The 26,866-nt window shown below is 35.4% G+C and carries 26 protein-coding genes; 8 read left to right on the top strand and 18 right to left on the bottom strand.

Going from position 1 to position 26,866, the window contains the following annotated elements; translation table 11 throughout:
• Positions 1–45: 45 nt before the first annotated feature.
• The 15 genes from A9G07_RS12205 to A9G07_RS07550 form a co-directional block, all read right to left on the bottom strand.
• Positions 46–2,937, bottom strand: coding sequence for a DNA translocase FtsK 4TM domain-containing protein (locus A9G07_RS12205; RefSeq protein ID WP_065734686.1), 2,892 nt, complete (start codon positions 2,935–2,937; stop codon positions 46–48).
• Between the two features lie 105 nt (positions 2,938–3,042).
• A complete protein-coding gene (locus A9G07_RS07615; protein ID WP_065734685.1) occupies positions 3,043–3,564 on the bottom strand; it encodes a gamma carbonic anhydrase family protein in 522 nt (173 codons plus the stop codon).
• A gap of 2 nt (positions 3,565–3,566) precedes the next feature.
• On the bottom strand, positions 3,567–4,808 hold the full coding sequence (locus A9G07_RS07610) for a Bcr/CflA family multidrug efflux MFS transporter (RefSeq protein WP_218060036.1): 1,242 nt from the start codon (positions 4,806–4,808) through the stop codon (positions 3,567–3,569).
• A gap of 82 nt (positions 4,809–4,890) precedes the next feature.
• Entirely contained in the window at positions 4,891–5,580 is a 690-nt protein-coding gene (rsuA, locus tag A9G07_RS07605) for a 16S rRNA pseudouridine(516) synthase RsuA (RefSeq protein WP_065734684.1), read from the bottom strand.
• Between the two features lie 15 nt (positions 5,581–5,595).
• Positions 5,596–6,327 (bottom strand): class I SAM-dependent methyltransferase, encoded by a 732-nt coding sequence (locus A9G07_RS07600; protein ID WP_065734683.1) that lies wholly within the window; start codon positions 6,325–6,327, stop codon positions 5,596–5,598.
• A complete protein-coding gene (gene prlC, locus A9G07_RS07595; protein ID WP_065734682.1) occupies positions 6,314–8,341 on the bottom strand; it encodes an oligopeptidase A in 2,028 nt (675 codons plus the stop codon). Before prlC ends, A9G07_RS07600 begins: the two co-directional genes overlap by 14 nt.
• An 89-nt stretch (positions 8,342–8,430) precedes the next feature.
• Positions 8,431–8,688, bottom strand: coding sequence for a BolA family protein (locus tag A9G07_RS07590; RefSeq protein WP_065734681.1), 258 nt, complete (start codon positions 8,686–8,688; stop codon positions 8,431–8,433).
• Between the two features lie 77 nt (positions 8,689–8,765).
• The gene (locus A9G07_RS07585) at positions 8,766–9,038 is read right to left on the bottom strand and encodes an STAS domain-containing protein (RefSeq protein ID WP_065563615.1); all 273 of its coding nucleotides are present in this window, start codon (positions 9,036–9,038) and stop codon (positions 8,766–8,768) included.
• A 6-nt stretch (positions 9,039–9,044) separates the two neighbouring features.
• Positions 9,045–9,686, bottom strand: a complete 642-nt coding sequence (mlaC, locus tag A9G07_RS07580; protein ID WP_065563614.1) for a phospholipid-binding protein MlaC — start codon at positions 9,684–9,686, stop codon at positions 9,045–9,047.
• Between the two features lie 2 nt (positions 9,687–9,688).
• Complete coding sequence (gene mlaD / locus A9G07_RS07575; protein ID WP_065563613.1) at positions 9,689–10,261, bottom strand: outer membrane lipid asymmetry maintenance protein MlaD; 573 nt, start codon at positions 10,259–10,261, stop codon at positions 9,689–9,691.
• A gap of 11 nt (positions 10,262–10,272) precedes the next feature.
• Entirely contained in the window at positions 10,273–11,052 is a 780-nt protein-coding gene (gene mlaE, locus A9G07_RS07570; protein ID WP_065734680.1) for a lipid asymmetry maintenance ABC transporter permease subunit MlaE, read from the bottom strand.
• On the bottom strand, positions 11,052–11,870 hold the full coding sequence (gene mlaF / locus A9G07_RS07565) for a phospholipid ABC transporter ATP-binding protein MlaF (protein ID WP_081299570.1): 819 nt from the start codon (positions 11,868–11,870) through the stop codon (positions 11,052–11,054). Before mlaF ends, mlaE begins: the two co-directional genes overlap by 1 nt.
• Before the next feature lie 264 nt (positions 11,871–12,134).
• Positions 12,135–12,734: a methionine ABC transporter permease gene (locus A9G07_RS07560; protein ID WP_065563747.1), complete on the bottom strand. Its 600-nt coding sequence runs from the start codon at positions 12,732–12,734 to the stop codon at positions 12,135–12,137.
• A 98-nt stretch (positions 12,735–12,832) separates the two neighbouring features.
• Positions 12,833–13,876, bottom strand: a complete 1,044-nt coding sequence (locus A9G07_RS07555; protein ID WP_065563611.1) for a methionine ABC transporter ATP-binding protein — start codon at positions 13,874–13,876, stop codon at positions 12,833–12,835.
• A 13-nt stretch (positions 13,877–13,889) separates the two neighbouring features.
• Positions 13,890–15,026, bottom strand: coding sequence for an amidohydrolase (locus tag A9G07_RS07550; protein WP_065734679.1), 1,137 nt, complete (start codon positions 15,024–15,026; stop codon positions 13,890–13,892).
• Between the two features lie 182 nt (positions 15,027–15,208).
• Here A9G07_RS07550 and A9G07_RS07545 point away from each other — a divergent pair, with 182 nt between their 5' ends.
• Positions 15,209–16,057 carry a MetQ/NlpA family ABC transporter substrate-binding protein gene (locus A9G07_RS07545; protein ID WP_218060035.1) on the top strand — a complete coding sequence of 283 codons (849 nt, stop codon included), beginning with the start codon at positions 15,209–15,211 and terminating at the stop codon, positions 16,055–16,057.
• A gap of 31 nt (positions 16,058–16,088) precedes the next feature.
• Here A9G07_RS07545 and A9G07_RS07540 read toward each other — a convergent pair whose 3' ends face one another.
• Together A9G07_RS07540 and A9G07_RS07535 are read right to left on the bottom strand one after the other, a co-directional pair.
• Complete coding sequence (locus A9G07_RS07540) at positions 16,089–16,418, bottom strand: rhodanese-like domain-containing protein (protein ID WP_065734678.1); 330 nt, start codon at positions 16,416–16,418, stop codon at positions 16,089–16,091.
• A gap of 153 nt (positions 16,419–16,571) precedes the next feature.
• The gene (locus A9G07_RS07535) at positions 16,572–17,477 is read right to left on the bottom strand and encodes a LysR family transcriptional regulator (RefSeq protein ID WP_065734677.1); all 906 of its coding nucleotides are present in this window, start codon (positions 17,475–17,477) and stop codon (positions 16,572–16,574) included.
• A 139-nt stretch (positions 17,478–17,616) separates the two neighbouring features.
• Between A9G07_RS07535 and A9G07_RS07530 the strand changes: the two genes are divergently transcribed.
• From A9G07_RS07530 to A9G07_RS07500, 7 genes are all read left to right on the top strand, one after another.
• The gene (locus tag A9G07_RS07530) at positions 17,617–18,795 is read left to right on the top strand and encodes an acetyl-CoA C-acetyltransferase (RefSeq protein ID WP_065734676.1); all 1,179 of its coding nucleotides are present in this window, start codon (positions 17,617–17,619) and stop codon (positions 18,793–18,795) included.
• A 9-nt stretch (positions 18,796–18,804) separates the two neighbouring features.
• Positions 18,805–19,464, top strand: a complete 660-nt coding sequence (locus A9G07_RS07525) for a CoA transferase subunit A (protein WP_065734675.1) — start codon at positions 18,805–18,807, stop codon at positions 19,462–19,464.
• A 2-nt stretch (positions 19,465–19,466) separates the two neighbouring features.
• Positions 19,467–20,105, top strand: a complete 639-nt coding sequence (locus tag A9G07_RS07520) for a 3-oxoacid CoA-transferase subunit B (RefSeq protein ID WP_065734736.1) — start codon at positions 19,467–19,469, stop codon at positions 20,103–20,105.
• Positions 20,106–20,259: 154 nt separating this feature from the next.
• Positions 20,260–20,955 (top strand): TetR/AcrR family transcriptional regulator, encoded by a 696-nt coding sequence (locus A9G07_RS07515; protein WP_065734674.1) that lies wholly within the window; start codon positions 20,260–20,262, stop codon positions 20,953–20,955.
• A gap of 146 nt (positions 20,956–21,101) precedes the next feature.
• Entirely contained in the window at positions 21,102–21,869 is a 768-nt protein-coding gene (locus tag A9G07_RS07510) for a cyclase family protein (RefSeq protein WP_065734673.1), read from the top strand.
• Between the two features lie 15 nt (positions 21,870–21,884).
• Positions 21,885–23,090 carry an MFS transporter gene (locus tag A9G07_RS07505; protein WP_065734672.1) on the top strand — a complete coding sequence of 402 codons (1,206 nt, stop codon included), beginning with the start codon at positions 21,885–21,887 and terminating at the stop codon, positions 23,088–23,090.
• A 13-nt stretch (positions 23,091–23,103) separates the two neighbouring features.
• Positions 23,104–23,925 carry a 3-keto-5-aminohexanoate cleavage protein gene (locus tag A9G07_RS07500; protein WP_065734671.1) on the top strand — a complete coding sequence of 274 codons (822 nt, stop codon included), beginning with the start codon at positions 23,104–23,106 and terminating at the stop codon, positions 23,923–23,925.
• Positions 23,926–23,985: 60 nt separating this feature from the next.
• Here A9G07_RS07500 and pepN read toward each other — a convergent pair whose 3' ends face one another.
• Positions 23,986–26,613, bottom strand: a complete 2,628-nt coding sequence (gene pepN / locus A9G07_RS07495) for an aminopeptidase N (protein WP_065734670.1) — start codon at positions 26,611–26,613, stop codon at positions 23,986–23,988.
• Positions 26,614–26,866: the final 253 nt, after the last annotated feature.

Raw genomic sequence — 26,866 nt, 5'->3', positions numbered from 1 at the left:
ACACACTATCTTATTAGTTAAATGGTTTTACTGTTGAAATTTAGCCTAATAATCATTAGGTGATGCTTGTGCAAGTACTTCGCGATTACCATTATGACTTGGCGCACTTATAATGCCTTCAACTTCCATTTGTTCTACTATTCGTGCAGCGCGATTGTAACCAATTCTAAATTTGCGTTGGACGCTAGATATTGATGCTCGACGGGTTTCAACCACAAATGCTACTACTTGATCGAAAAGTGGATCGAGTTCTTCGTCGGTCATATCGAAGCTATTACCTTCATTATCATCAGTTGAAACTGTTACATTCTCGATATATTTAGGTGTGCCACGCGCTTTCCAATCTTGCACAACTGCATGAACCTCTTCATCACGTACAAATGCGCCATGAACACGAATAGGAATTGAGCTATTTGGTGCTAAATAGAGCATGTCACCCATACCTAGAAGTGATTCAGCCCCCATTTGATCTAAGATTGTACGTGAATCAATCTTGCTTGAAACAGTAAATGCTATTCGAGTTGGTATATTGGCTTTAATTAAACCAGTAATCACATCAACTGATGGGCGTTGGGTTGCAAGCACTAAGTGGATGCCAGCCGCTCGAGCTTTTTGTGCAAGTCGTGCAATGAGCTCTTCGACTTTTTTTCCAACGGCCATAATTAAGTCGGCGAATTCATCCACCATAACCACAATATATGGAAGTTTTTCAAGCGTTGGCATTTCAAGATCCATACTATCAGTGGGTTTCCAAAGAGGATCTGGAATTGGTCGTCCCATTTCTTCGGCAAGTTTGATTTTTTCGTTAAAACCAGCAATGTTACGAACGCCCAATGCTGACATCAATCGATAGCGACGCTCCATTTCATTAACACACCAGTTAAGAGCATTAGCCGCATCTTTCATATCAGTTACTACTTGAGTCAATAGATGAGGAATCCCTTCATAGATAGATAGTTCTAACATTTTAGGATCAATCATTATAAACCTAACATCTTCAGGTTGTGATTTGTATAAAATGCTTAATATCATGGCATTAACACCTACTGATTTACCTGAACCGGTCGTTCCTGCAACCAATAAATGTGGCATTTTAGCTAAATCTGCAACCACTGATTGTCCTGCGATATCTTTTCCTAATACAATTGTTAAAGGAGATTGTGCATTTTTAAATTGTGGACTATCTAATACTTCTCTGAAATAAACAGTTTGTCGATTTTTATTTGGTAATTCAATTCCGACATACGGTTTACCTGGAATAACCTCGACCACCCGTACTGAAGGCATTGATAATGAGCGTGCTAAATCTCGGTCAAGTGTCGAAATTCTTGCTGCCTTTATGCCTGGTGCAAGTTCAATTTCGAAGCGAGTAATAACGGGGCCAGGTAAATAATCGACAACTCTAGCTTTTACTCGATAATCAGAGAGGCTTTTTTCGATTTGCTCTGACATTGCATTTAATGCCGCGTGGTCAACTTCAATTCGAGTTGTTGGTGGTGGCGTTAATAAATTTAACGAAGGTAACGGTGTTGTTGGTTTAGGTAAAGGCTTATCATTGCGTTTTAGCAAAGGATGAATAAGGCTTTCTTCCTCATCCTCATCCTCATCCTCGTCCGTAACTTCTTTTATTTCATTTTTAGTTTGTTGTTCATTTGATTCGTTTACTACCTCATTTTGATATATGTCATCAATGAGAGGGTTTTCTTCTTTAAGAAGTGATATATCAACATCTTCGGGTATCTCAAATTCGGCTGGAATATCATTAGTATTATGATATTCAGGTGTAATACTTGGTGATGTTTCCGCTAAAGGTTCGATTACAATTGGATCAACTGAATCTTGAGATGCAATATGATTTAGATTAATTTTTGGCTCATTATGCTCCATAGTGAATAAAGGTTTACTTGGTGCATCGGCAATAGCGTATTTATCTTCTTCAAAAGGTTCTAAGGCCTCACGACTATTAATTTCTCCATCAGATTCTGTTGAACTCATATCACTCGTGGTGCTTTCATTCATATTTTTCAAAATAGTTTCCATTCGCGCTAAAATCGCGTCAGGATCCATTTCTTTTTTAGATATATCTTTAGTCGGTTGGTTGGTTTCGTTAGGAGATGTATTTGCCTCAATAGATTGCAATAATTGAGCAGCGGTTTTTATAAATACTTCATCATCTTTTAATGAAATAGGTTTAGTTGTACTAATATTTGATTCTGTCGCCGATTTGGTTGAGTCACTATTATCACTACTATCAACATCAATAGGTAGATCAAACTGTGGCTGTTTTTCTGTTGTTAATTTGTCTTCTTGATTCGAATCAGCTGGTTGTGAAACTTTATCCGGAGTAAATAACCATTTTATTGGTGACAAGATGAACATAACTAACGCACCAATTTTTTCAAACAGATAAAGCCAAGAGAAACCAGTTAAAAGCGTAATACACGCTAGTGTTGTTGCAAGCAAAGCTAGAGAGGTAGCTAAGCTACTCATAACAGGTAGAAGGCTTTCAATTACTATCGAACCTAAATAACCACCTGCTTGGAATTGTTCTGGATCGCGAATATTAAGGGCAAAAAAACCACAACAACTAAGTACAAAAGCTAAAATGCCGATAATTCGGAATGAAACACTAAAATAGTTAATAGGATCACTGGCATGACGGTAAAAGTAACCCATTAATTGTAAACAAAAAAAGATAATAATAACCGGTAAACTATAGGCGATTAATCCAAAAAACTGAAATAAGATATCAGAAATATATGCACCAATATAACCGCCTAAATTGCTAATAGGATAGTGCCAAGCTGTACGTGACCAGCCAGGATCTGATGGGTTGTAAGTAAACAGTGATAAAAATAAGTAAACAGACAGGCCTATTAATGATAATAGAATTAATTGTGCAACAATCTGTCTTCTTGTAATTTTAGATTTTTTCAAACACGTACCTAAAAACTATCTTAATTAAAAATTTTGAGTATTTTATCATAAATTGAACCTACTCATAGCGTGAAAGGTGTATAAAAACTAATTTATTAGCAACTATTAATTCGATAGCGTTAAGGTTTGATTAAATCTTTTTGCATTCAACACGTAATGTTGAGCATTTTTAATATTTGCTTGAATTTCTTCATCTGTGAGTTTACGAATAATTTTAGCTGGAGACCCCATAATCAAACAACCTTCCTCATAGGGCAGACTATGTGTAACTAGTGAGTTAGCACCTACTAGGCAGTTTTTGGCAATTCTAGCATTGTTTAAAATAGTACTTCCCATACCAATTAAACTATTATCCTCAATATTACAACTATGCAAAATAACATTATGGCCAACGGTGACATTCTCACCAACAATACAGGGAATGTCAGTTTCTGTATGAATAGTACTGTTATCTTGAACATTACTATTTTTACCAATATGAATCGTTGCGATATCACCTCGCAAAACTGCGTTAAACCATATAGATACGCCTTCTTCTAAAATAACATCACCAATGATGTCTGCTGATTTAGCAATAAAACACTTAGAATTAATTTGTGGTTTTAGATTTTCTAATTGATAAATCATGGTTAATTCCTTTTTATATTTTTGACACTCAAAAACAATCCAGCCGCAAAAAAGTTACAGATAACCATTGAGCCAACCATTAGCCATTCTGTTAAATTATTCGTAACAGTTGCTGTATTATGAGTTGAAACGAGTGTTGAAAGTAAGACTCCGATAGCGCCAGCGACGGCAAAGCGGATGGTGCCTGCAAGCGAGGAGGCTGTGCCTGCTATATGAGAATAATAATCGAGTATTACAGCCATGCAATTACCACCTATGGTTGAAATACAACCGATATAACCAGCAATACATGCCACTAAAAAGACAAAACCTAAGTCAAATATACTCACTGTAGCCATACCTATGGCTGTAATAAATTGGAGGAGTAAGCCTAACTGAATCATCTTAATAGAACCAACCCGTTTTACAATACGGCTATTGAGTGTATTCATTGAAACCATGACCATAACATTAATAGCAAAGTAATAGCCGAAATTGGTTGATGCAACACCATGTAAGTTCATATAGACAAATGGTCCTAAACTTAGAAATGAAAATAATCCGGCTCCGGAAAATGCACCAATCATCATGTAAGTAAACACTTGTCTATGTCTAAATAGGGCAATGAAGTTGCTTAAAATTCGAATTATACTGAATTTATCACGTTTGGATTTGGCTAATGTCTCAGGGATATTGATTGTTACTAATGCAAAACAAATAATCGCCATTAAGCAAAGTGCATAGAAGTTAGCTTGCCAATCGAACCAATAAAGAATAAAACCACCAATAATCGGTGCGAGTAATGGGGCAACATTCGATATCAATGTTACAAAAGACATCATTTTAGAAAAATCATCACGATCGCGATAGATATCTTTCATTAATGCATTAATAACAATAGTGGTTGCTGATGCTGCTATTCCATGAAAAAATCGGGCTGTGATTAACTGATTTATATTAGCAGCAAGACCACAACATAATGCTGCAATTATAAAAATAATTAGTCCAGTAGTTAAAACTTTTCTTCGTCCGTAACTATCGGTGAGTGGACCAAACAAAAGCTGACCTAATGAAAATCCTAATAAATAGAAACTGATTGTCAACTGCACAGTTGAATCGGCGACATTAAATTTGTTCGCAATAGTTGGCATACTTGGTAAATACATATCAATAGATAATGGCATTAACATTGAAATGAAACCAAGAATAAAGATAAGTGCTTGTTTAGAAACTTTAATTTCTACTTGTGGTTCTTGTGTTTGCACGTTGTCATTCCTTTGGATACAAAGTTACTAAGTTTTAACAATAAAACCTAGTAAAAGAAAACATTAGTTAAGAATCAAACGGCTAATTAAACGAATTGATCTCATCTTGAGTAAGAGGGCGGTATTCGCCCTCAGGTATATCAAGAATAATATTGCCAATCTGTTTACGATGCAACTGGGTGACATGGTTATTTACAGCTGCAAACATTCGTTTTACTTGGTGATATCGGCCTTCACTTATTGTAAGTTCTGCATGGTAATCATCAAGAATAACTAATTTAGCTGGTTGAGTAAGTGTTTTTTCACTTTTTAGCTGAATACCTTGTTTAAATATCTCAATAAGATCATTATTAAGAGGTTGCTCAACGGTTACTTGATAAACTTTTTCACAATGATGTTTAGGAGAAGTTATGCGATGTGACCACTTACCATCATCGGTTAATAAAACTAGCCCAGTGGTGTCTAAATCTAGTCGACCTGCTGAATGCAGCTTTTCAGACATAGGCTCATCAATAAAATAGAGGATAGTTGGGTGATCAGGATCATCAGTAGAACAAATATAACCTTGTGGTTTATTGAGCATGAAGTAACGATTTTCGGTAATAGGTATAATTTCGAAACCATCATATTCTACAATTTGATCATCTGAGATATGGTAAGCACCTGATTTTACAACAGCTCCATTAACAGTTACCTTTTGGGCTTTCAGTTCTTTATTGACTATTGTTCGGCTTACCCCTAGATGGTGAGCTAGAAATTTATCCAGTCGCATATTCAAATACTATTCCTATAAACATGGTGTGTAAATATCAAAACGATGATTTTTAGTTTTAATTTCCGCCGCTGGTTTTTGATTGGCTAAAAATGGTGCATAATCAGGTCGTTTAACCACAACGCGTTTTTTAGCTAATCGTCTTGCGGGTTCAAGTAGGCTTTCTGCATCGAGATCGTTACCAACTAATTGTTGAAAAATGCGCATCTCTTTTTTCACTAATGCACTTTTTTGTCGATGCGGAAACATCGGATCAAGATAAACAACGTCAGGTTTTTCTTGATGTGAATTGAGCCCAAGTAAACTTGAATTATAAATTAAATGTAACAGCTTTTGTAATTGCTGACCAATGATTGGATCTTGATAAGCACGATTAAGCCCATCTTCTAACAAGGCAGCAACTACAGGATGTCGCTCAAACATAGTAACATGGCAACCAATGGAAGCTAATACGAATGCATCTCGTCCTAATCCAGCTGTTGCATCAATAATAGTGGGTAAATAATTACCTTTAACGCCAACAGCTTTAGCTATCGCTTCACCACGACCACCACCAAATTGACGACGATGAGCCATCGCACCAGACACAAAATTAACCGCGATTGCGCCTAATTTAGGTTCATCAGTTTTTTGTAACTCAAGTTGATTGTTTTGATTAACGAGAGTAAATGGAAGATCAGGATGCTTGAATAGCCACTGCTCAGCTAACTTTTTGAGCTGAGCAGTGTTAACTTTAGTGGATGCCATAGTGACGAAGTAATGCCTCAAGTTGCGGTTCACGACCACGGAAATTTTTGAATAATGTCATTGGTTCATCACTGCCACCTTGAGATAATATATTATCCAGGAAAGCATTACCTGTATTTGCATTGAAGATACCTTCTTCTTCAAAGCGAGAAAACGCATCAGCAGATAAAACTTCAGCCCATAGATAACTGTAATAACCTGCGGCATAACCTCCTGCAAAAATATGACTAAATGCGTGAGGGAATCGTCCCCAATCTACGGTTGGTACTACTGCAACTTGTTCTCTGACTTGTTTTAAAGTTTCTAAAATATCAGGTGTTTTTTCGCTATGTAATTTAAAATCAAATAAACCGAATTCTAACTGACGCAGAATAAATAATGCAGCTTGGAAGTTTTTGCTATCAAGCATTTTTTCTAGCATTTCTTGTGGTAATGGTTCGCCAGTTTGATAATGACCTGAAATAAATTCTAAAGCTTCAGGCTGCCAGCACCAATTTTCTAAGAATTGACTCGGTAATTCAACGGCATCCCATGGAACACCATTAATACCAGCCACTGATGACACATCAATTTCAGTTAACATATGATGTAGTCCATGACCAAATTCATGGAATAATGTGGTTACCTCATTATGAGTAAATAATGCTGGTTTATCACCGATTGGTCGATTGAAATTACAAGTTAAATAGGCAACAGGTTTTTGGATATGGCCATCAGCAAAACGCATTTTACCAATACAATCATCCATCCAAGCACCACCTCGTTTATGTTCACGAGCATATAAATCAAGATAAAAGCTACCTTTTAATTCACCATTGGCATTATATAAATCGTAAAATTTTACCTCAGGTGCCCAAACTTCAACATCATGACGCTGTTTTGCAGTAATGCCAAAAATACGACGAACGACTTCAAATAATCCACTAATAACTCGATCCTCTGGAAAATATGGACGAAGTTCTTCATCATTGATGGTATAAAGATGTTGTTTTTGTTTTTCGCTGTAATAAGCGATATCCCATGGTTTGATATCACTTGCACCAAAATATTCATAAGCATATCTTTTAAGTTCGGCTAATTCTTTTTCACCTTGAGGTTTAGCTTTGGTTGCTAAATCGGTTAAAAATGCGGTAACTTGCGTTACAGTTTCAGCCATTTTAGTTGCTAATGACTTATCGGCATATGTGTCAAAACCAAGTAACTGAGCAAGTTCAGCTCGAAGCGATATAATTTGTTTAATGATTTCTGTATTATCCCACTTACCGGCATTAGGTCCTTGGTCAGACGCTCGAGTATTGTATGCTTGATAGAGTTCAAATCGTAAATCTCGATTATCGCAATAAGTCATTACCGGTAAATAACTTGGAATATCGAGCGTTAATAACCAACCATCTTGCTCTTTTGCCTTAGCTTGTTCTTTAGCTGCGGCTAAGGCACTTTCAGGCATTCCGGATAAATCTTCAATATTCGTGATTAATTTTGACCAGCCCATAGTGGCATCTAATACATTATTACTATATTGAGATGATAATTCTGAAAGTTTGGCAACAATTTCACCATAACGTTTTTGTTTATCATCTGCCAATCCAATACCCGATAATTCAAAATCCCGCAATGCATTGTTGATTACTTTTTTTTGTGCTTTGCTTAAATTTTCGAAGTGTTTGCTATCTTTAAGTTGTTTATAGGCATTATATAGTGGTTTATGTTGTCCTACCCAAGTACTGTATTGAGATAGCAAAGGTAAGCAAGCTTCATATGCTTCACGTAGTTCTGGGCTGTTTTTCACTGAATTAAGATGACTAACCGGTGACCATGCTCGGCTAAATTTTTCATCCATTTCATCAATGGGTTGAACAAGATTATCCCAAGTATATTCACTATTTTGTTCAAGCACAGATTCAATCGTTTTACGACAATTGTTTAATGTCTCTTTAATCGCTGGTAAAACATGCTCAGGTTTGATTTGTGAAAATAGGGGTAATGATGAATTACTTAATAGTGGGTTAGTCATTCTGGAATACCTTATGCAATGATTATGTTTATTTATAAAACATGTGGCTAAAAAAACTTTATTCAAGTTTCTATGTTCATGGGGGTTAATTATAAACCCATTAATTTTCGCTCACGTTGCCATTCAGTTGGTGTATAGGTTTTGATTGATAATGCATGGATTCGATTATCATTAATAAATTCCGCTAATGGTGCATAAATAGCTTGTTGTTTTTTTACTCGACTTAATTCAGCAAACATTTCACCAACGGCAATAACTTGAAAATGGCTGCCATCATTTGTCATTACATGAACATCGTCAAGGTTAAGTGAATTTTTTAATTTAGCTATAATTTCTTGTTTATCCATTATTTAAACTCAGTATTAACTATTTTATAAAAAAAAGTTGAGGAACGGGGTTTTTGAGCTCTCAAATTGCATCATTTTTAATGATTAATCACTGTTTGCAAATCATAAAGCTCAATGAGTGTTTGTAATTGTGGGCTGATCCCAGTCAATTTTACATTATATTGATTACAAAAATAGACAAGCGTCGCGAGTCCAGAAGAGTCAACCCGTGTTACTTTAGATACATCAATATGGCTTACATTGCTTAATAGTGTATCTTGAGCAATCCATAAATCATTTAAAGAGTGAAAATCAAGTTCACCGATTAAATTAAGTGCATTTTGTTGTTTTTCTGCTTGGATTCGCGACATAATGAACTAACCTTTTTGTTTAGCGTTTGGATCAATTTTGCGATTGGATAGATCATTTAATTGTTTGGTTAATGCATCTATTCCATTTTGGCGAAGAATAGCTGCCCATTCGTTTTGTTTAGTTGTAACCATGCTTACTCCTTCAGCTGTTAAGTCATAAGCTTTCCATTCACCTGTTACTGTATTTTTTCGCCATTGGAAATCGATACGAATAGGTTGTTGATTTTTATCTGGCTGATTTAAAAGCACGCGAATTGAAATAAGTGATTTGTTAGTTAAATCTTTTGGTGCTTCAACTTGGTAAGTTTGACCGTTGTACATAGAAAGTGCTTGAGCAAAAGCTTGAACTAAATAGTTTTCAAAAGCTTTGAAATAAGCTGTTCGTTGTGCGTCAGTTGCTGATTTATAAGCATCACCTAAAATTAATGCGCCTGCATATTTAACTTGGACATAAGGCAATAAATCCGCTCTTACAATATCTTTAAGTTTATTTGGATTTGACTTAATTGATGCTGATTGAGCTTTCATCGTACTAAATATTTTGTCAGCAGCAACTTGCATATCGTTATAAGGATCGTTTGCAAATGCTGAAGAACTTATTACTAATGCAAGTACTAAAAAAAGGGCTTGTTTAAATTTGGTTAACATAGTTACTCCTTACTATCATTGGTATCTTGTTTTTTATCTGATGATCCGCCAGTGCTATATAAAAATTGTCCAATCAAGTCTTCGATCACCATGGCTGGTTTTGTATTGTTAATGACATAACCATCTATAAGATAAGCTGGTTTATTATTACTATTACTCGTTGTTGTAGTGGTATCAGAATCTAATGAATCAAGTTCATGTTCAATGCTTTGATCTAATCCAAAATTGATATCAATAAATTGTTCACCTAATAGGCCAGAAGTTTTGATTGAAAGTGAGCTAGAACTTGGAATTCTATTGTATTGAGCATCTAAATCCATAGTGACATAAGGTTTATACGTTGCACCTTTTTCTGATTTAAGACTAATATTACTTACACGACCAATCACTACACCGCCAATTTTAATTGGTGATCTTACTTTTAATCCACCAATGTTATCAAATACAGCATAAACACGGTAGGAGTTATGACGAGCGAAAGACGTTGGATCGGTAACCCTAAAACATAAAAATAGCACTGAGCAGATAACCAGCACCATAAATAACCCTACTGTAATTTCAACTTTACGACTCATGTTTAATGACCTCAATTACTAAACATTAATGCGGTTAAAATAAAATCTAACCCCAAAATAACTAATGATGAATAGACAACGGTGTTCGTTGTTGCCCGACTGATTCCTTCTGATGTTGGCACACAATCATAGCCATTAAATAGAGCAATCCAAGTACTAGCGATTGCAAATGCAAAGCTTTTAATAAAACAATTGCCTAAATCGTGCCACCAATCGACATTACTTTGAATGGATGACCAAAAAAATCCTGCATCAATACCTTTCCAATCAACACCTACTAATACACCACCTAAAATGCCAACAGCGACAAAAATTGCTGTTAGAAACGGCATACAAAAAAATCCAGCCCAAAATCTTGGCGCGATAATTCGTCTTAATGGGTCGATCGCCATCATTTCCATGCTTGATAATTGTTCGGTGGCCTTCATTAGACCAATTTCAGCGGTTAACGCTGAGCCGGCACGGCCTGCAAATAGTAATCCTGCTACTACAGGCCCAAGTTCTCTCAACAGCGCAAGTGCGACTAGCATTCCTAAACTGGCTTCAGCACCAAAGGTGGTTAAAATAAAGTAACCTTGTAGTGCTAGTACCATTCCTATGAAAAGACCTGATACAATAATAATTGATAGCGATTGTACACCGACAAAGTAAAATTGTTTAACAAGTAATGGGAATTGTTTGCCAAATTGAGGTTTACCGATAAGTGCACCAAATAGCATTACGCCTGAGCGACCTAGCATCGCGATAATATTGATTATTGATCGCCCAAGTTTTGCAATTAAGTTTAACATTAGTTTGCACCTCTACTTAGGTCTAATTTGTAATCATCGGCAGGATAATGAAATGGTACTGGGCCATCGGCTAATCCTTCAAGGAATTGTTTTACTCGTAAATCATCATTATTTCGTAATTCTTCAGATGTACCGCCAGCAATAATATGTTGTTCAGCAACAATATAAGCATAATCAGCAATACTTAATACTTCACTAACATCATGACTAACAACAATACAGGTTAATCCAAGTGATTGGTTAATTTCAGATATAAGTTTGACAATTACGCCCATGGATATAGGATCTTGCCCAGCAAAAGGTTCATCAAACATGATTAAATCAGGATCGAGTGCTATTGCTCTGGCTAATGCTGCCCGCCGTGCCATTCCACCAGATAGTTCTGAAGGCATCATGTTAGCTGCACCACGAAGTCCTACTGATTGTAATTTCATTAATACCAAATTATGTAAAATAGGTTTTGGTAAATTAAAATGTTCTCTTAATGGATAAGCAACATTATCAAATACTGATAAATCAGTAAATAGAGCCCCAGATTGGAATAACATACTCATTCTTTTACGGACTTCATATAACCTTGAACGAGTCATACTAGGTATATCTTCACCATCAAATAGGATTTGACCTGATTGTGGCTTAAGTTGCCCGCCAATCAGTCTTAATAGTGTAGTTTTACCTATTCCCGATGGCCCCATAATTGCGGTAACTTTGCCTTTGGGAACCGTCAAGTTCATATTTTTATAAATTGGACGAGTCCCACGATAAAAAGACATATCGTGTATTTCGACCAGATTTTGTTGTAATGTGTTGGTCACAATGAGTTCCTACACTACCATAATTAAATGTCGGTTATTTTACTTGATTATTACAAATAAATAAATGTATTAACCAAGTAGCTGATTTAGTGATGGTAATCATAAAATATGCTGAATTTATTTGTTCGTCATTTTATGCTAAAACTTTTTTAATATTTTAACTATCTGAGAATATTGAATTATATTTATTGATTTTTTGTGGTAAATAGTGGCGTTTTGAAGTAAACGCCAGTATAAAGTGTTGCAATAGGGTTTAATTAGTTGGGATCATTCGTGTCTTGCCTTGCGTGCCAAATAATTACCAATGCTTTGTACAATTTGTATTGCAATAACTAAGATCACAACACAGATATAAATGACGGTATCATCAAAACGTTGATAACCTTGCGAATAGGCGACATCTCCAATACCACCTGCGCCAATAGCCCCTGCCATTGCTGTTGCCCCAATCAAACCAATTGTGGCGGTTGTGAAAGTTAAAATCAATGAACTAAATGCTTCTGGTAGCATAAAGTGCCAAATAATTTGTACTGGCGTTGCGCCCATCGATTCAGCTGCTTCAATAATACCACTTTTTACCTCTAATAATGAGTTTTCAACAAGCCGAGCAATATAAGGAGCAACATAAAAAGTTAAGGGCACAATTGCAGCTGTCGTACCGATTGATGTACGAACTATAAAGTAAGTAAATGAATGAAGTGAAAAGAGTAAAATAATAAAAGGTAATGAGCGAACAAAATTAATAATTGGGTTAATAATCTGATAAACCCGTTTATTTTCGAGTAAACCGGATGGTCGGGTGGTGACTAAGCATATCGCTAATGGAACACCGATTAATGCGCCTAATATTAATGAAAAAACAACCATATATAATGTGTCTAATGATGCTTGTGCATATTGCTCAACGGTCACTCTGGTTAGAAAATTAGTATTTATATAATTGATAAAATCGTTGACTATTCCCATTAGTTGTTCTCCCAATGTTTGATTTCTGTAACGTTAACCCCATTTTCGCGAAGAAATTGCACTGATTGTTCGATATTATTATCACTTCCTTTTAATTGAACAAACATACTGCCTAATACCGTTTTTTCGATTTCAGACATATGGGCAAATAAAATATTCACTACTACTTTCTGCTGTAAGATCAATGCGTTCATAACCGGCTCTGAGGCCGAACGACCTAAAAATTCAAGCTTAAACAACTTAATATTATGTTTATCACCCTCAATTTTTAGCAGATTTTCAACAACACCTTCAGGGATTTGGTCATTAATAACTGAACTAACAAATTTTTGTGTGGTTTTATGCGTTGGATGACCAAAAACATCAAGCACATTGCCATGTTCGATAATTTTACCTTTTTCCATAACTGCTACTTTGTGACATATTTGCTGTATTACATGCATTTCATGGGTAATTAGAACGACAGTTATTTTATATTTATCATTAATTTTTTTTATTAATTCCAAAATAGCTTGAGTAGTTTGTGGATCGAGTGCCGATGTGGCTTCATCACAAAGCAAAATATCGGGATCGTTCGCCAAGGCCCGAGCAATTCCAATACGTTGCTTTTGTCCACCTGATAGCTCTTTAGGGTAGCTATTAGCTTTATCGCTTAATCCAACAAATTCGAGCAGTTCATGAACTTTCTGTTTAATCGTTTGTTTATCTTTTTTGATGAGGACTAGAGGGATCGCCACATTTTCATATACGGTTTTGGATTCAAGTAAATTGAAATGTTGAAAAATCATGCCTATTTTACGGCGAACTTGGCGTAATTGAGAGTTTGATAACTGATTCAATGGTTGGTTTTGAATAACAACATTGCCTTGAGTTGGTTTTTCAAGAAAGTTTATCAGACGAACTAGCGTACTTTTTCCTGCACCACTATAACCAATAATGCCGTAGATATCGCCTTTTTGGATAGTTAAGTTGATGTTTTGTAATGCTTGGGTGGTAACTCCATTTCGTTCGTATTGTTTCGATACATTTTCAAATTTTATCATTATGTGATACCTATCAATGTTGTGCTACTTCAATTAATCCTTGCTTAGCGAGATTGGCTAAATAGTTGGCTGCTGGCATTATCATGTCAGTATTAACTAAAAATTTTGGATGATGTAGGGCGTAAGGGCTTTGTGAACCAAGATTGATAAATGCGCCAGGTACATGATGCAAATAGTGGGCAAAATCTTCACCACCAAGTTGCGGTTGAAAATCAACAACGTCATAACCTTGTTGTTTGGCAATCTTTTGACAAAAATCGACCCACTTAGCAACATTTATGATTGATGGCGGGCCATCAAACCATCTCAACTCTGCTTTGGCTCCCATGCTAAGTGCAATATTTTCAACAATGCTTTTTAATTGTTGTTTGACTTTTAACCTTATATCAGGAGTTAGCGTTCTTACAGTGCCTTCCATCTCAACAATTTCAGGAATGACATTCCATGTGTTCCCTCCTAAGAATTTTGTAATGCTGACAACCACAGCATCAAGACCGCTTATTGTACGACTTGATATTGTTTGGATAGCACTAATAATTTGTGAACCAATAACAATTGGATCAATACCTGACTCAGGCCTTGCCGCATGGGCTCCAACACCTTTTATTGTGATTTCAATTCGGTCAACGTTTGCTGAAAAGGGGCCAGCTCGTGAAGCCATTTGGTTAATGGTTAAATTAGGATTATTGTGCATTCCTAAAATAACATCAACGCCATTAAGCGCACCAATTTCTATGAAATGTAATGCACCACTAAAATTTTCTTCAGCCGGTTGAAAAAGTAATCGAACCGTTCCTTTCAAATGCTCTTCATTGGCTTTCAATAAGTAAGCTGCTCCCATTAAAACAGAAGTATGCAGATCATGACCGCAAGCATGCATTACCCCTTTTTGGGTTGAACGGTATTGGCAATCTGATTGTTCAAAAATGGGTAGGGCGTCAATATCGGCTCTTAAGGCTAAGACTGGTGAGCCTGAACCAATTTCAGCAATAACACCAGTTTTTGCGCCTAGCTCTAATATGCGAATATTCGCTTTTTCTAAGTAATACCTTAATTTTTTTGTTGTTTCAAACTCCTGATTTGAAAGCTCTGGATTTTGATGTAAGTCGAGAAAAAGCTGCTCGATAATAGATGCAATAGCTTTTGTCATGGTAAGTCCAATTTATAAAAATATTGATATTTTTACAGTAGCACAGCTGATATTTTGGCTCTAATAATCGTTTTTTATAACTTATTCCAAAAAGTTATAAGATAGAATTACATGGAATAAATGAATTATTTTTTATGTGTTAGAGTAGTTTTAAAATTTACACTTCACTGAGGATAGTTCAAATGAAAATGAGGTTCATCAAGCAAAAATTAGTTAATAATGTTGTGGTGTTAGCTTTATTTAGTTCTCTTTTTTTTATTACAGCATGTGATAACTCATCATCGAAAACCGATAATCAAACTAAAAAAGAGATCAGTATGGGCGTTTCACCAGGACCGTACAATGATCTGTTTAATGATGCGGTTAAACCAATACTAGAATCAGAAGGCTATAAAGTTAAGTTAGTTAATTTTCCACATTTATTAGAATCAGATGTGGCATTAAGTGAAGGCAGTATCGATTTAACGGTAGCTCAACATACTGCATATATGGATGTGTTTAATAGTCAACGCAAAGCTCATTTAAAACCAGTGGTGCATGTACCTTCGGTTCCAGCTGCAATATTTTCGAATAAGCATTCGTCGATAAAAAATGTTTTTCCGGGTGCTAAAATTGGAATTCCGCAAGATGCATCAAATGCAGCACGTTCTTACAACTTGTTGGAAAAAGCTGGTTGGATTAAGTTAAAACCAAATAGTAATCCAATTATTGTCGGCAAAAATGATATTGCCGAAAATATTGCGGGTGTTGATATTGTTGAAATGGATTCAGCCAATATTCCAAGAGTTTTAAATGAGTTAGATTTCGCCGTCATTCCAGGCAGTATCGTTTATTCCGCTAATATTGACTCGAAAAAAGCACTTTTGTCTGAAACAATTATTCCTGATTTAGAAATTATGGTTGTAGTTAATGAAGGTAATGAAAATAGTCAATGGGCAAAAGATATAAAGCGTATTTACCAATCACAACAATTTAAAGATTACATGCAAACACATAATCAAAATGGTTATTGGGTTATGCCACAAGAATAGTGATCATTTAGCCCGTTTAAACGCGGGCTTTTTAATATTTAGGCATACTGGTATCAACAGTTCGAGCCCAAGCGTCAATGCCACCAGTTAAATTGTAGAGAAAATCACAATCAAATCCATTTTCAACCAAATAATTTGCAACGTTAAGACTCCTTACACCATGATGGCAATAAATAATAATATCAATTTCATCTGGGATTTTATCTAAATAAAGTGGTATGAGATTCATAGGAATATGTATTGCTCCCGCTATTGCACATATTTCTACTTCATTAGGTTCGCGTACATCAAGTAGAAATAGTTTGTCATGCTGTTTTATTCTTTGAGCGAGATCTATTGGTGTTATTTCTTTTATTGTCATTATATTCAAAGCTTAGTTAGGTTGTTAACAATACATTATAGAGACACACAAGTGTTTCATCATTAAAATTTTACAATATTACTTTATTCAGTAAGGTTTTATTGGTTGTAACTGCCGTGCATATTTATTTTTTTATTTAGTTTATTGCAGATATTATCCTTTTTTAGGTGTATTAAAATAATCAATAATATATTCAAAAACAAAAAGTTGAAGTTTTGTATAACGTTCTTTTTTTCTACGGCAGAGTAGAACATTCCAAGATATGGGATCTTTAAACGGTTTTTGAATGATATTTTTATCAAAATAGATATTAGATACAGGTGAAGGTAGAACGGTAATAAATTCCGAGTTTTTAACAATTAACATCAAAAAATCCCACGACGAAGACATTGTGGTTTTTTTAGGGGTAATACCATACTTATCAAATTTTCTTTGTAACTGATGCTGAATAATAAAAGAGGGATCTAATGTGGCTAATAATTTATTGTTAAGATCGCCCCAATCAATTTTTTCCTTAACCGATAGTGAATGATTAACATTCATAAAAGCACTTAGCTCATCTTTTTGTAACAAGTGCTCATCTATAATATTGGGATCTATGTTTGTTGGTTGAAGTAATATTGCAAAGTCCAGCTCATCTACTAAAAACATTTTACTGAGTTCATAAGCGCCTTTTTCTATTATTTCAAATTTGACGCTCGGATTATTAATGATCAACTGAGCAATTAAATCTGCAAAAACTACACCTAAAATTAAGGGAGGAATTCCAATCTTTATCGTCCCTTTAAGTTGTGTTGATCCTTCTCGAATTTCACTTAGCATACCATTGTATTGATTTAGAATTTTATTTGCATTGTCGTAAAATATTTCGCCTGCAGGGGTAAGTTTTTGTAATCGTCCTTTGTAACGTTCAAAAAGTTCAACATTTTCAGCATCCTCAAATGATTTAATAAATTGACTTAATGCTGATTGTGAAATATAGAGTCGTTGAGATGCTAAAGAGAGATTAAAATTAGATTTAACGACTTCAATAAAATATTTCAATTGTCGAATATCCATAAGCTGAATCGAACCATTTATGTTTTTTAATAAAATATCTATAAGTTTAACTTATAGATATTATTAAAAACAAGACTTAGACTTCAAAAAAAAGATGCTCTAACCTTTCATTCATATTTTAAAAATGGAGGTATGCAGAATGAAGGAAGTCGTTATTGTCTCGGCCGTTAGAACACCTATTGGTGCTTTAGGTGGCGTGTTTAAAAATGTCTCTGCAGTTGAACTAGGCGCAAGGGCAGTTACAGGAGCACTTAAAAAGATAAATTTGGATCCATGTAATGTCGATGAAGTTATTTTGGGTAATGTGTTATGCGCTGGCTTAGGTCAAAATGTTGCGCGGCAAGTAGCAATAGCAGCAAATATTCCCAATGAAGTCCCTTCTTTTAATGTAAGTAAAGTATGTGGCTCGGGTCTTAAATCTATCATTTTAGCAAGTCAAGCCATTATGTGTGGAGATGCTGAAATCGTCATTGCAGGCGGTACGGAAAGTATGAGTAATGCTGGTTATGTCTCTTTTGGTATGCGATTTGGCATGAGAATGGGAGATTCAAAATTGATTGACTCACTTGTTTACGATGGTTTAACCGATGCTTTTTCTCATGTTCATATGGGAATTACCGCAGAAAATCTAGCTGAAAAATACCAATTAACTAGAAATGAGCTGGATGAATTTGCATTACAAAGCCAATTAAAAGCGGAACAGGCTCAAAAATCAGGTAAATTTGATGAAGAGATCATTCCTGTAGAGATAAAGAATAAAAAGGGAATTGAGGTTGTTAATCAAGATGAGTATCCAAGACATGGTTCAACATTTGAGTCTTTAAATAAATTGCGACCAGCATTTAAAAAAGATGGAGTTGTAACGGCGGGTAATGCATCAGGAATTAATGACGGGGCAGCAGCTTTAGTTTTAATGAGTAAAGAAAAGGCAGTTGAGTTGGGATTAAAACCCTTGGTTACCATTCGATCTTGGGCCAGCGCTGGTGTTGACCCACAATTAATGGGATATGGGCCGGTACCTGCGACACAAAAAGCGTTAAATAAAATTGGCTTATCTGTAGAAGATATTGATCTTATTGAAGCAAATGAAGCTTTTGCAGCTCAAGCAATTAGTGTAATTAAAGGATTAGATCTTGATACCAGTAAAATCAATGTTAATGGGGGTGCGATTGCACTAGGTCATCCAATCGGGGCTTCAGGAGCGAGAATTTTAGTTTCACTTATTCATGAAATGCAGCGAAGAGATGCAAAAAATGGATTGGCAACGCTTTGTGTGGGTGGTGGTCAAGGTTTAGCAATGGTTGTCGGTAAATCCTAGGGTATTAATATGAACAAAGTAATGAATAGTATTGAAGATGCATTAAAAGATATTCAAGATGGTTCCGTTATCATGGTTGGTGGATTTATGGCTAATGGCACACCAGAAAAACTTGTTGATTATTTATGTGCTAAAGATGTTAGAAATTTAACACTAATTTGTAATGATACTGGGTTACCAACAAAAGGTGTTGGAAAAATGGTCATGAAGAAACAATTTAAGAAAATCATCGCTTCTCATGTTGGTTTAAACAAAGAAACAGGACGTCAAATGAGTGCCGGTGAGACAATTGTTGAACTTGTTCCGCAAGGTACCTTGGTTGAGCGGATTCGCTGTGCTGGTTATGGCTTAGGTGGTTTTTTGACACCGACTGGGCTTGGCACGTTGGTAGAAGAAGGAAAAACAAAAATTAAAGTTGATAACAAAGATTATTTACTTGAGTTACCATTGAAAGCAGATGTTGCATTACTTTTTGCATCAAAAGCAGATAAATCAGGTAACTTAATTTATAAAGGTTCAATGAATAATTTTAATAATATTATGGCATCTGCCGCGGATATTACTGTAGTTGAAGTTGAAGAGCTAGTCGAAGTTGGTGAATTAGATCCGCATCATATTATGACACCAAGTGTGTTTGTTGATTATATTATTGATGGGAGAAATTGCTAATGATGGATAAAGAGCAAATCCAGAACTATATCGCTAAGAGAGTTGCACTTGAGCTTAAAGATGGCAATGTAGTAAATTTAGGTATTGGATTACCAACTAGAGTTGCCAATTTTTTACCAGATAATGTACATATTATTTTGCAATCAGAAAATGGTTTTATTGGGCTTGGCCCAACGCCTGATGAAAATCAAATTGATGACTCGATAGTCAATGCAGGCGGACAACCTGTCACTATTTTACCTGGAGGGTGTTTTTTTGATAGTGCTACCTCGTTTGGTATTATACGTGGTGGTCATGTTGATGTATCTGTTCTTGGGGCATTACAAGTTGATCAGAAAGGCAATATAGCTAACTATATGATCCCAGGTAAAATGGTGCCTGGTATGGGCGGAGCAATGGATCTTGTTACTGGTGCTAAAAAAGTTATTGTCGCGATGGAACATACCTCGAAAGGTGCGGTTAAAATCCTAAGAGAGTGTTCTCTACCATTAACTGCTGTTAATGCTGTTGATATGATCATTACTGAGATGGGCGTTATAGAAGTGACCAAGCAAGGACTTGTTTTAACTGAAATAAATCCCATATACTCTTTAGATGAGATTTTGGCTTCTACAGAAGCGGATTTAACAGTAAACATTTAGTATTATTTCTATATTTATAGCGAGAATGTCATCATTTGCCATGACATTTTCGTTATGTCTAATGCCATCTTAAAAATGGCACCTACTGACACACCTATATATTTTAGATAAATTTTAGTAGAATGAAAAAATAATATCTAAATAAGAGTTAGTCATGAAAAATCAATCAGAAATAACCACAGCTGATAAGCTATTAAATGCTGCAGAGCAGTTGTTTGCGGAATATAGCTACAATGAGGTTTCGATTAGAGATATCACCTCGTTAGCAGGTGTAAAATTGGCGCTTGTTCATTATCATTTTGGCTCAAAAGAAGAGCTATATCGTGCAATTATACGTCGGAGAATTGGTAAATTAAGTCAAGATCGCCTTTTCTTATTAAACCACTTCCATAAAAAAAATGCAGGTAAACCCATTAACTTAGAATCAATAGTTGAAGCTTTTTTGGCGCCTTATCTTTTTAATACTTTGTATGGTGGGGCTGGTTGGCGTGAATATGCCATTATCGTTGCAAGGTTACTCTCTTCTGGTTCAGAACTTTCTTTATCTATACTGCAACAGGAATTTGATCCTAGTGCTAATTATTTTTTAGATGCTATGCGTAGTAACAGTCCTAATGCAAGTGAAAAGCAAATTCAATGGGGATTTGATTTTTTAGTCGGTTCTATGTGTAATATTTTTGCCGAAGTAGATAGAATTAATTTTTTATCAGGTGGAATGTGCTCTATTAACAAACCTGATGAAAGTTGTCAGTACCTATTTAATTATATTTCCATTGGATTAAAAGGTGTACTATCAACTGAACCTCACAGCTTTTCTCCATCCTTTAACCTCTTAAAAAATCGGAAATAACTCAAATTATTCAGATAAACAATTTATTGAACGTTCGTTCAATAAATTGTGATTAAGATCTCATATTTATAAGTTGATAATTGATTGATCGTTCAATTAATAATATTGTCAGATTGATGAAATTCAACTAATAAAAGGAGAAATGAATGAAAATAGTTGATTTGAGTGTTTGTGTTGAACACAACACGCCATGCGATCCACCATCAATGCCAACAGAAATTGATTATTGGGATCACACAAAAGGATCTGAACATATTAAAACTTTCTTTCCTGAAGCGACTAATGATGACTTACCAAATGGTCTAGGATGGTCAATTGAGTATGTCAAATTAACAACACATAGTGGCACTCATCTTGATGCACCTTGGCATTACCACCCAACAATGAATAATGGGGAAGTCGCCACAACAATTGACAATATGCCACTGGAATGGTGTTTTTCTGATGGTGTGGTACTCGATTTTTCAAATAAACCTGATGGATATCTAGTCACCGCAGACGATATTAAGGATGAATTAAATCGCATTAATTATCAATTAAAGCCGTTAGATATAGTCTTAGTTTGTTCTGGTGCCCAAAAATATTGGGGAAGTAAAGAGTATTTAATTAAAGGTTGTGGAATGGGTAAAGAGGCAACTCTGTACCTTTTAAATCAAGGTATCAAAGTTGTTGGAACTGACGCATGGAGTTGGGATAGACCACTTTCTTTAGTTGCAAAGGAGTTTAAAGAAACCAGAGACTCATCAATTATTTGGGAAGGACATTTTGCTGGGATTGAGAAAGAGTATTATCACCTGGAAAAACTGACTAACTTGGATAAGTTACCGCCCACGGGTTTTAAAGTTGCCTGTTTTCCGATCAAAGTTCATAAAGCGAGCGCAGGTTGGACTCGTACAGTTGCAATTTTTCCTTAATTAACAGGTGATAAAATGAAAAATCAAATTATTAATAAATGGCATGTGCTCACGGGCGGTTTTTTTAGCTACATGTTTGATGCGATGGATATTACTTTATTAGCTGTTTCTCTTCCGTTCATCATGAAAGATCTTGATATGAGTATGGCGCAAGGAGGTTTATTAGGTACAGCAACACTTGTCGGGGTTGGGATTAGTAGCGTTGTAGTTGGTTGGTATTCTGATAACTATGGCCGACGCAAGGCTTTGTTATGGAGCTTGGTACTGTTTGGTATTTTGACTGCAGCTATTTCACTGAGTCCTAATTGGTATGTAGTGCTAATTTTACGTTTTCTTGCTGGCCTAGGATTAGGTGGAGTATGGGGTATTATTGCTGCTTATATCGCTGAAACTTGGCCCGTTAGACAAAGGGGTCGGGCAGCCGCTTTTGTACTGAGTTCATTCCCAGCTGGAGCTGGTATATCTGCCTTTTTAGCCACTATAGTAATTCCTGTTTATGGTTGGAGAGGACTATTTATTGCTGGAGCGGGTTCAATTCTCGCAGCCTTATACATCTATTTTTTTGTTCCTGAATCTGAAACATGGAAACAACAGAAAGTTGCACGCCAACAACAAGGTGAGCCTGTTAATGTTTCTGTAAAAGAAATATTTTCACCAGAACTGGTTAAAATCACTTTTTTTGCAACTTTATCAGCAACTTTTGCACTTGTTGCTTATTGGGGATCGACAACTTGGATTCCAACATTTTTAATGAAAGAAAGAGGATTAGATATGGAAACCATGTCATTATTTTTCCTCATTTTAAATATCGGTATGTTTGTTGGTTATAATTTATTTGGGTATTTAGCCGATATGATTGGTCGCAAAAATGCCATTATATTATCCTTTTTAGGAACAACGATTACATTACCCATCTATGTCATGACAGAAAATACCTCTGCCCTATTATGGCTTGGTCCTGTATACGCATTTTTTATCTCATTTGCTGGTTTATTTGGCTCATATTTTGGCGAGCTATATCCAACAAGAGTTAGAACGCTAGGTGCTGGATTTTGTTTTAATGTTGGTCGAGGATTATCTGCTTTTTCTCCTGTAGTTTTGGGTATGGTGTCAGCAAAATTTGGTTTAGCTATTGGCATTGGTATTTGCTCAATATTCTTTTTTCTTGCTGCAGTCATGATGTTATTTTTACCAAGTACACATAATAAAGATAAAGGATAAAAAGGAGTTTATCATGAAAAATAAAACGATTATTACTGTTGCAACTACGGGTGCATTCCCGACTAAAAAGCATAATCCTGCGATACCTATGACACCAGAGGAGATCGCTAATGATGTCTATGATTGTTGGCTGGCGGGTGCGTCAATTGCTCATTTGCATATGCGTGATGACAACGAACAAGGTACTATGGATAAAGCCCGGTTCAAAAAAACTGTAGAATTGATTCGTGCAAAATGCGATATTGTATTAAATCTGACTACTTCTGGCGATCTCAACGCTACCGATGAAACTCGAATGGCACATCTTATTGAGTTGAAACCAGAAATGGCTTCATATGATTGTGGAACAATGAATTGGGGACACTCAACATTATTTGTTAACCATCCCCAATTTCTTGAAAAACTCGGTCAAGTGATGTTAGAAAATCATGTCAAACCAGAGATAGAAATTTTTGATGCAGGCATGATTTATAATTCAGAGTACTATCTAAAGAAAGGTGTATTGCAAGCACCAACTCATTACCAATTTGTTCTTGGGGCACCGGGAGGATCGACAGCAACTGTTGAAAATTTAGTGTATTTAAAGAGTCAATTGCCTGTAGGTTCAACTTGGTCTGCATTAGGGATAGGACAAGGTCACATACCAATTATGCTTACGGCTATTGCTATGGGTGGGCATATTCGGGTTGGGTTAGAGGATAATATCTACTATGCAAAAGATAGATTAGCTAAATCTAATAGAGAATTGGTGGAAAGGGCAGTTCGTCTTGTAAAAGAGGCTAATAAAGAAGTAGCAACGCCCGATGATGCACGCAAAATTTTAGGTCTTATTTAATTTGCCTTGAAAGATATAATACCCTATCACCAGATTTAGTGATGGGGTATTAATACTCTTCTATGCTGAAAGAGCCTTACTAATTTTTTCGTAAAGATCTTTAGATAAATTATTCAACTTCAATAAACTTTCTAAAGCGGCTCTCATTTTTTTCTGACGATCTTTATCATAATGTTTTAGACGGATAAGTGGATCAATGAGTCGTGATGCCACTTGTGGATTTTTTTGGTTTAACTCTGTTAATATTTCTACTAAGAAATGATAACCACTACCGTCTTCTGCATGGAAAGCGACAGGATTATTATTTACAAAAGCACCAATTAGGCTTCTAATCCGATTTGGATTATTCAGTGAAAATGAGCGGTGATTGAGTAGTTTTTTTACTGTTGATAATACATTTTGCTCAGGGCTTGTTGCATTCAAGGCTAACCATTTATCCATAACCAAACCATCTTGATGCCATTTATTATCAAAATCGACAAGTAAAGTATGACGGCAATCAAGCTGTGCTTTTACCGCTGCGGTAAGTGCAGCTAATGAATCTGTCATATTATTCGCTTGTTCATATTGTTTTTTGACTAAGGCATCTACTTGTGGTTTATCATTAGCATATGCCAATAATGACAAACAGCAGTTTTTCAGCATACGTTTGCCGATATCTGAATGTTCAATATGATATTTAGCTGTTTGATTATGATGATAGACCGCTGTTAACTCATCATAAAGTTCATTAGCAAACACACCTAATAAGAATTGGCGTACTTGATAAATAGCAATCGGCTCAACAACATCAAACAGATTTGCTAATTCATTCTCTGAAGGTAATGTTAATATTTGTGCAATAAGTGCAGGCTCAACAGAATCTGATAATAGTATTCCTCTAAAAGCATCCAAAACAAGTTCAGAGAAAGTCATAGGTAAATTATGTTGATAATTACTGACATTTAAACGGACGTATTTTGCTAATAACATTTGCGCAGCATCGTAACGACTAAAAGCATTACTAGCATGTTGCATCAAGAATATAAGATCACCATCTTGGTAATCGTAATTGAGTTTTACCGGTGCTGAAAAATCACGCAATAAAGATATAATTGGTCTTTCATTAATATTATCAAATACAAATTGTTGTTTTGCTTGTGTTACATTTAAAACATGATGTATAGATTTGTTTTGATATTGCAATTCAATCACTTCGCCATCATGTTGATAAAGTTCAATATCTAATGGAATATGTAGTGCTTGTTTTTGGCTTTGATCTTGCGTTGCTGGCGTATGTTGCTCAACAGTTAGGGTATATTGATGATTTTGTGGATCGTAACTGTCAGTTACTGTTAAAACTGGTGTGCCCGATTGGCTGTACCATAATTTGAATTGTGTTAAGTCAATGCCTGATGCATCTTGCATAGCTGCAACAAAATCATCACAGGTTGCAGCACTTCCATCATGTCGTTTGAAATAGAGTTTCATCCCTGCTTGAAAGTTTTCTTCACCTAATAATGTGTGCATCATACGTATAACTTCTGCACCTTTTTCATATACGGTAACAGTATAGAAATTATTCATTTCAATTACTTGTTCAGGGCGAATAGGATGAGACATAGGGCTGGCATCTTCAGCAAATTGTACGGTTCGTAGTAGTTTGACATCATTAATACGTTTTACTGATCTAAGTCCTTGGTCAGAAGTAAATTCTTGATCTCTAAATACAGTCAGCCCTTCTTTTAAACTGAGTTGGAACCAGTCTCGACAAGTAACGCGATTACCAGTCCAATTATGAAAGTATTCATGACCAATTACGGATTCAATTCCGATATAATCGTCATCTGTCGCGGTTTCAGGTTTAGCCAAGACATATTTAGAATTGAAAATATTTAGTCCTTTATTTTCCATTGCGCCCATATTGAAGAAATCAACAGCCACAATCATGAAAATATCTAAGTCATATTCTAAATCGAAACGATTTTCATCCCAGCGCATGGCATTTTTTAAACTGGTCATTGCCCATTGTGAACGCTCTAAATTACCTTTATCTACATAAATTTCTAAATCAATTTTTCGATTAGAGCGGGTAATAAAGTAATCTTTTAATATATCAAAGTTACCAGCTACTAATGCGAATAAATAGGCTGGTTTAGGAAATGGATCTTGCCATTGAACCCAATGTCTCCCGTCAGCTAGCTCACCTTGTGAAATGCGATTACCATTAGATAATAGAACAGGATATTGTTTTTTATTGGCAGTAATTCGAGTTGAAAAACGTGCTAATACATCTGGTCTATCAAGGTAGTAAGTGATATGACGGAAACCTTCCGCTTCACATTGTGTACAAAGTGCATCACCTGAAACATATAGTCCTTCAAGTGCGGTATTATCAATTGGTTTGATTTCGTTGACGATGGTTAAAGTAAATTCAGATGGGACATTTTTGATGATTAATCCGGTTTTTGTGATTTGATAATCACCCCAAGGTTGCTCATCAATATTTATTGAGACTAATTTAAGTTCTTCACCGTCTAAAATTAAATCGTTAGCTTGAGGATTTTTATTGATAACATGACTACGTGCGATAACTGTAGTTGTTTCTGCAGCTAAATCAAAATCGAGGTCAATATCAGTAATCGTGAAGTCGGGTGTTTTATAGTCATGACGGAATTTAGCAATTGGTTGGATATCAGTTGTACTCATTTTTCTTTGCCTTTTAAAGTGATGCGCTGATCATGTATTTGAATTCATCAAAATAGGTCTTAATTACTTTCACTTTCATTTATTAATCAGATAAAAGTAAATGAATTATCAATATTAATCATTTTGGAATAGATATGGATTAATTTATCAAAATATCTTTATTGCTATTATAGCGTATTAAAAATAATCTTATTAGATAATTAATCTATATCTTAATTATTATTCTGCTATAATCTCCAGAATTTTCTTGAAA

Source organism: Gilliamella sp. wkB72 (assembly GCF_001693745.1).
GTDB classification, from domain to species: Bacteria; Pseudomonadota; Gammaproteobacteria; order Enterobacterales; family Orbaceae; genus Gilliamella; species Gilliamella apicola_E.
The sequence above is the reverse complement of the archived record's forward strand: the minus strand, read 5'-3'. Positions and strand labels throughout refer to the sequence as shown.

What these genes read in the sequence shown, in the direction of transcription:
- A9G07_RS07540 (WP_065734678.1), bottom strand. Translation starts at nt 16,418, where the DNA reads ATGACAATAAAAGAAATAACACCAATAGATCTCGCTCAAAGAATAAAA.
- A9G07_RS07520 (WP_065734736.1), top strand. Translation starts at nt 19,467, where the DNA reads ATGGATAAAGAGCAAATCCAGAACTATATCGCTAAGAGAGTTGCACTT.
- A9G07_RS07530 (WP_065734676.1), top strand. Translation starts at nt 17,617, where the DNA reads ATGAAGGAAGTCGTTATTGTCTCGGCCGTTAGAACACCTATTGGTGCT.
- A9G07_RS07560 (WP_065563747.1), bottom strand. Translation starts at nt 12,734, where the DNA reads ATGGTTGTTTTTTCATTAATATTAGGCGCATTAATCGGTGTTCCATTA.
- A9G07_RS07550 (WP_065734679.1), bottom strand. Translation starts at nt 15,026, where the DNA reads ATGACAAAAGCTATTGCATCTATTATCGAGCAGCTTTTTCTCGACTTA.
- A9G07_RS07535 (WP_065734677.1), bottom strand. Translation starts at nt 17,477, where the DNA reads ATGGATATTCGACAATTGAAATATTTTATTGAAGTCGTTAAATCTAAT.
- prlC (WP_065734682.1), bottom strand. Translation starts at nt 8,341, where the DNA reads ATGACTAACCCACTATTAAGTAATTCATCATTACCCCTATTTTCACAA.
- rsuA (WP_065734684.1), bottom strand. Translation starts at nt 5,580, where the DNA reads ATGCGACTGGATAAATTTCTAGCTCACCATCTAGGGGTAAGCCGAACA.
- A9G07_RS07525 (WP_065734675.1), top strand. Translation starts at nt 18,805, where the DNA reads ATGAACAAAGTAATGAATAGTATTGAAGATGCATTAAAAGATATTCAA.
- A9G07_RS07510 (WP_065734673.1), top strand. Translation starts at nt 21,102, where the DNA reads ATGAAAATAGTTGATTTGAGTGTTTGTGTTGAACACAACACGCCATGC.
- A9G07_RS07545 (WP_218060035.1), top strand. Translation starts at nt 15,209, where the DNA reads ATGAAAATGAGGTTCATCAAGCAAAAATTAGTTAATAATGTTGTGGTG.
- A9G07_RS07500 (WP_065734671.1), top strand. Translation starts at nt 23,104, where the DNA reads ATGAAAAATAAAACGATTATTACTGTTGCAACTACGGGTGCATTCCCG.
- A9G07_RS07590 (WP_065734681.1), bottom strand. Translation starts at nt 8,688, where the DNA reads ATGGATAAACAAGAAATTATAGCTAAATTAAAAAATTCACTTAACCTT.
- pepN (WP_065734670.1), bottom strand. Translation starts at nt 26,613, where the DNA reads ATGAGTACAACTGATATCCAACCAATTGCTAAATTCCGTCATGACTAT.
- A9G07_RS07515 (WP_065734674.1), top strand. Translation starts at nt 20,260, where the DNA reads ATGAAAAATCAATCAGAAATAACCACAGCTGATAAGCTATTAAATGCT.
- mlaD (WP_065563613.1), bottom strand. Translation starts at nt 10,261, where the DNA reads ATGAGTCGTAAAGTTGAAATTACAGTAGGGTTATTTATGGTGCTGGTT.
- A9G07_RS07585 (WP_065563615.1), bottom strand. Translation starts at nt 9,038, where the DNA reads ATGTCGCGAATCCAAGCAGAAAAACAACAAAATGCACTTAATTTAATC.
- A9G07_RS07505 (WP_065734672.1), top strand. Translation starts at nt 21,885, where the DNA reads ATGAAAAATCAAATTATTAATAAATGGCATGTGCTCACGGGCGGTTTT.
- mlaE (WP_065734680.1), bottom strand. Translation starts at nt 11,052, where the DNA reads ATGTTAAACTTAATTGCAAAACTTGGGCGATCAATAATCAATATTATC.
- A9G07_RS07555 (WP_065563611.1), bottom strand. Translation starts at nt 13,876, where the DNA reads ATGATAAAATTTGAAAATGTATCGAAACAATACGAACGAAATGGAGTT.
- A9G07_RS07615 (WP_065734685.1), bottom strand. Translation starts at nt 3,564, where the DNA reads ATGATTTATCAATTAGAAAATCTAAAACCACAAATTAATTCTAAGTGT.
- mlaC (WP_065563614.1), bottom strand. Translation starts at nt 9,686, where the DNA reads ATGTTAACCAAATTTAAACAAGCCCTTTTTTTAGTACTTGCATTAGTA.
- A9G07_RS07600 (WP_065734683.1), bottom strand. Translation starts at nt 6,327, where the DNA reads ATGGCATCCACTAAAGTTAACACTGCTCAGCTCAAAAAGTTAGCTGAG.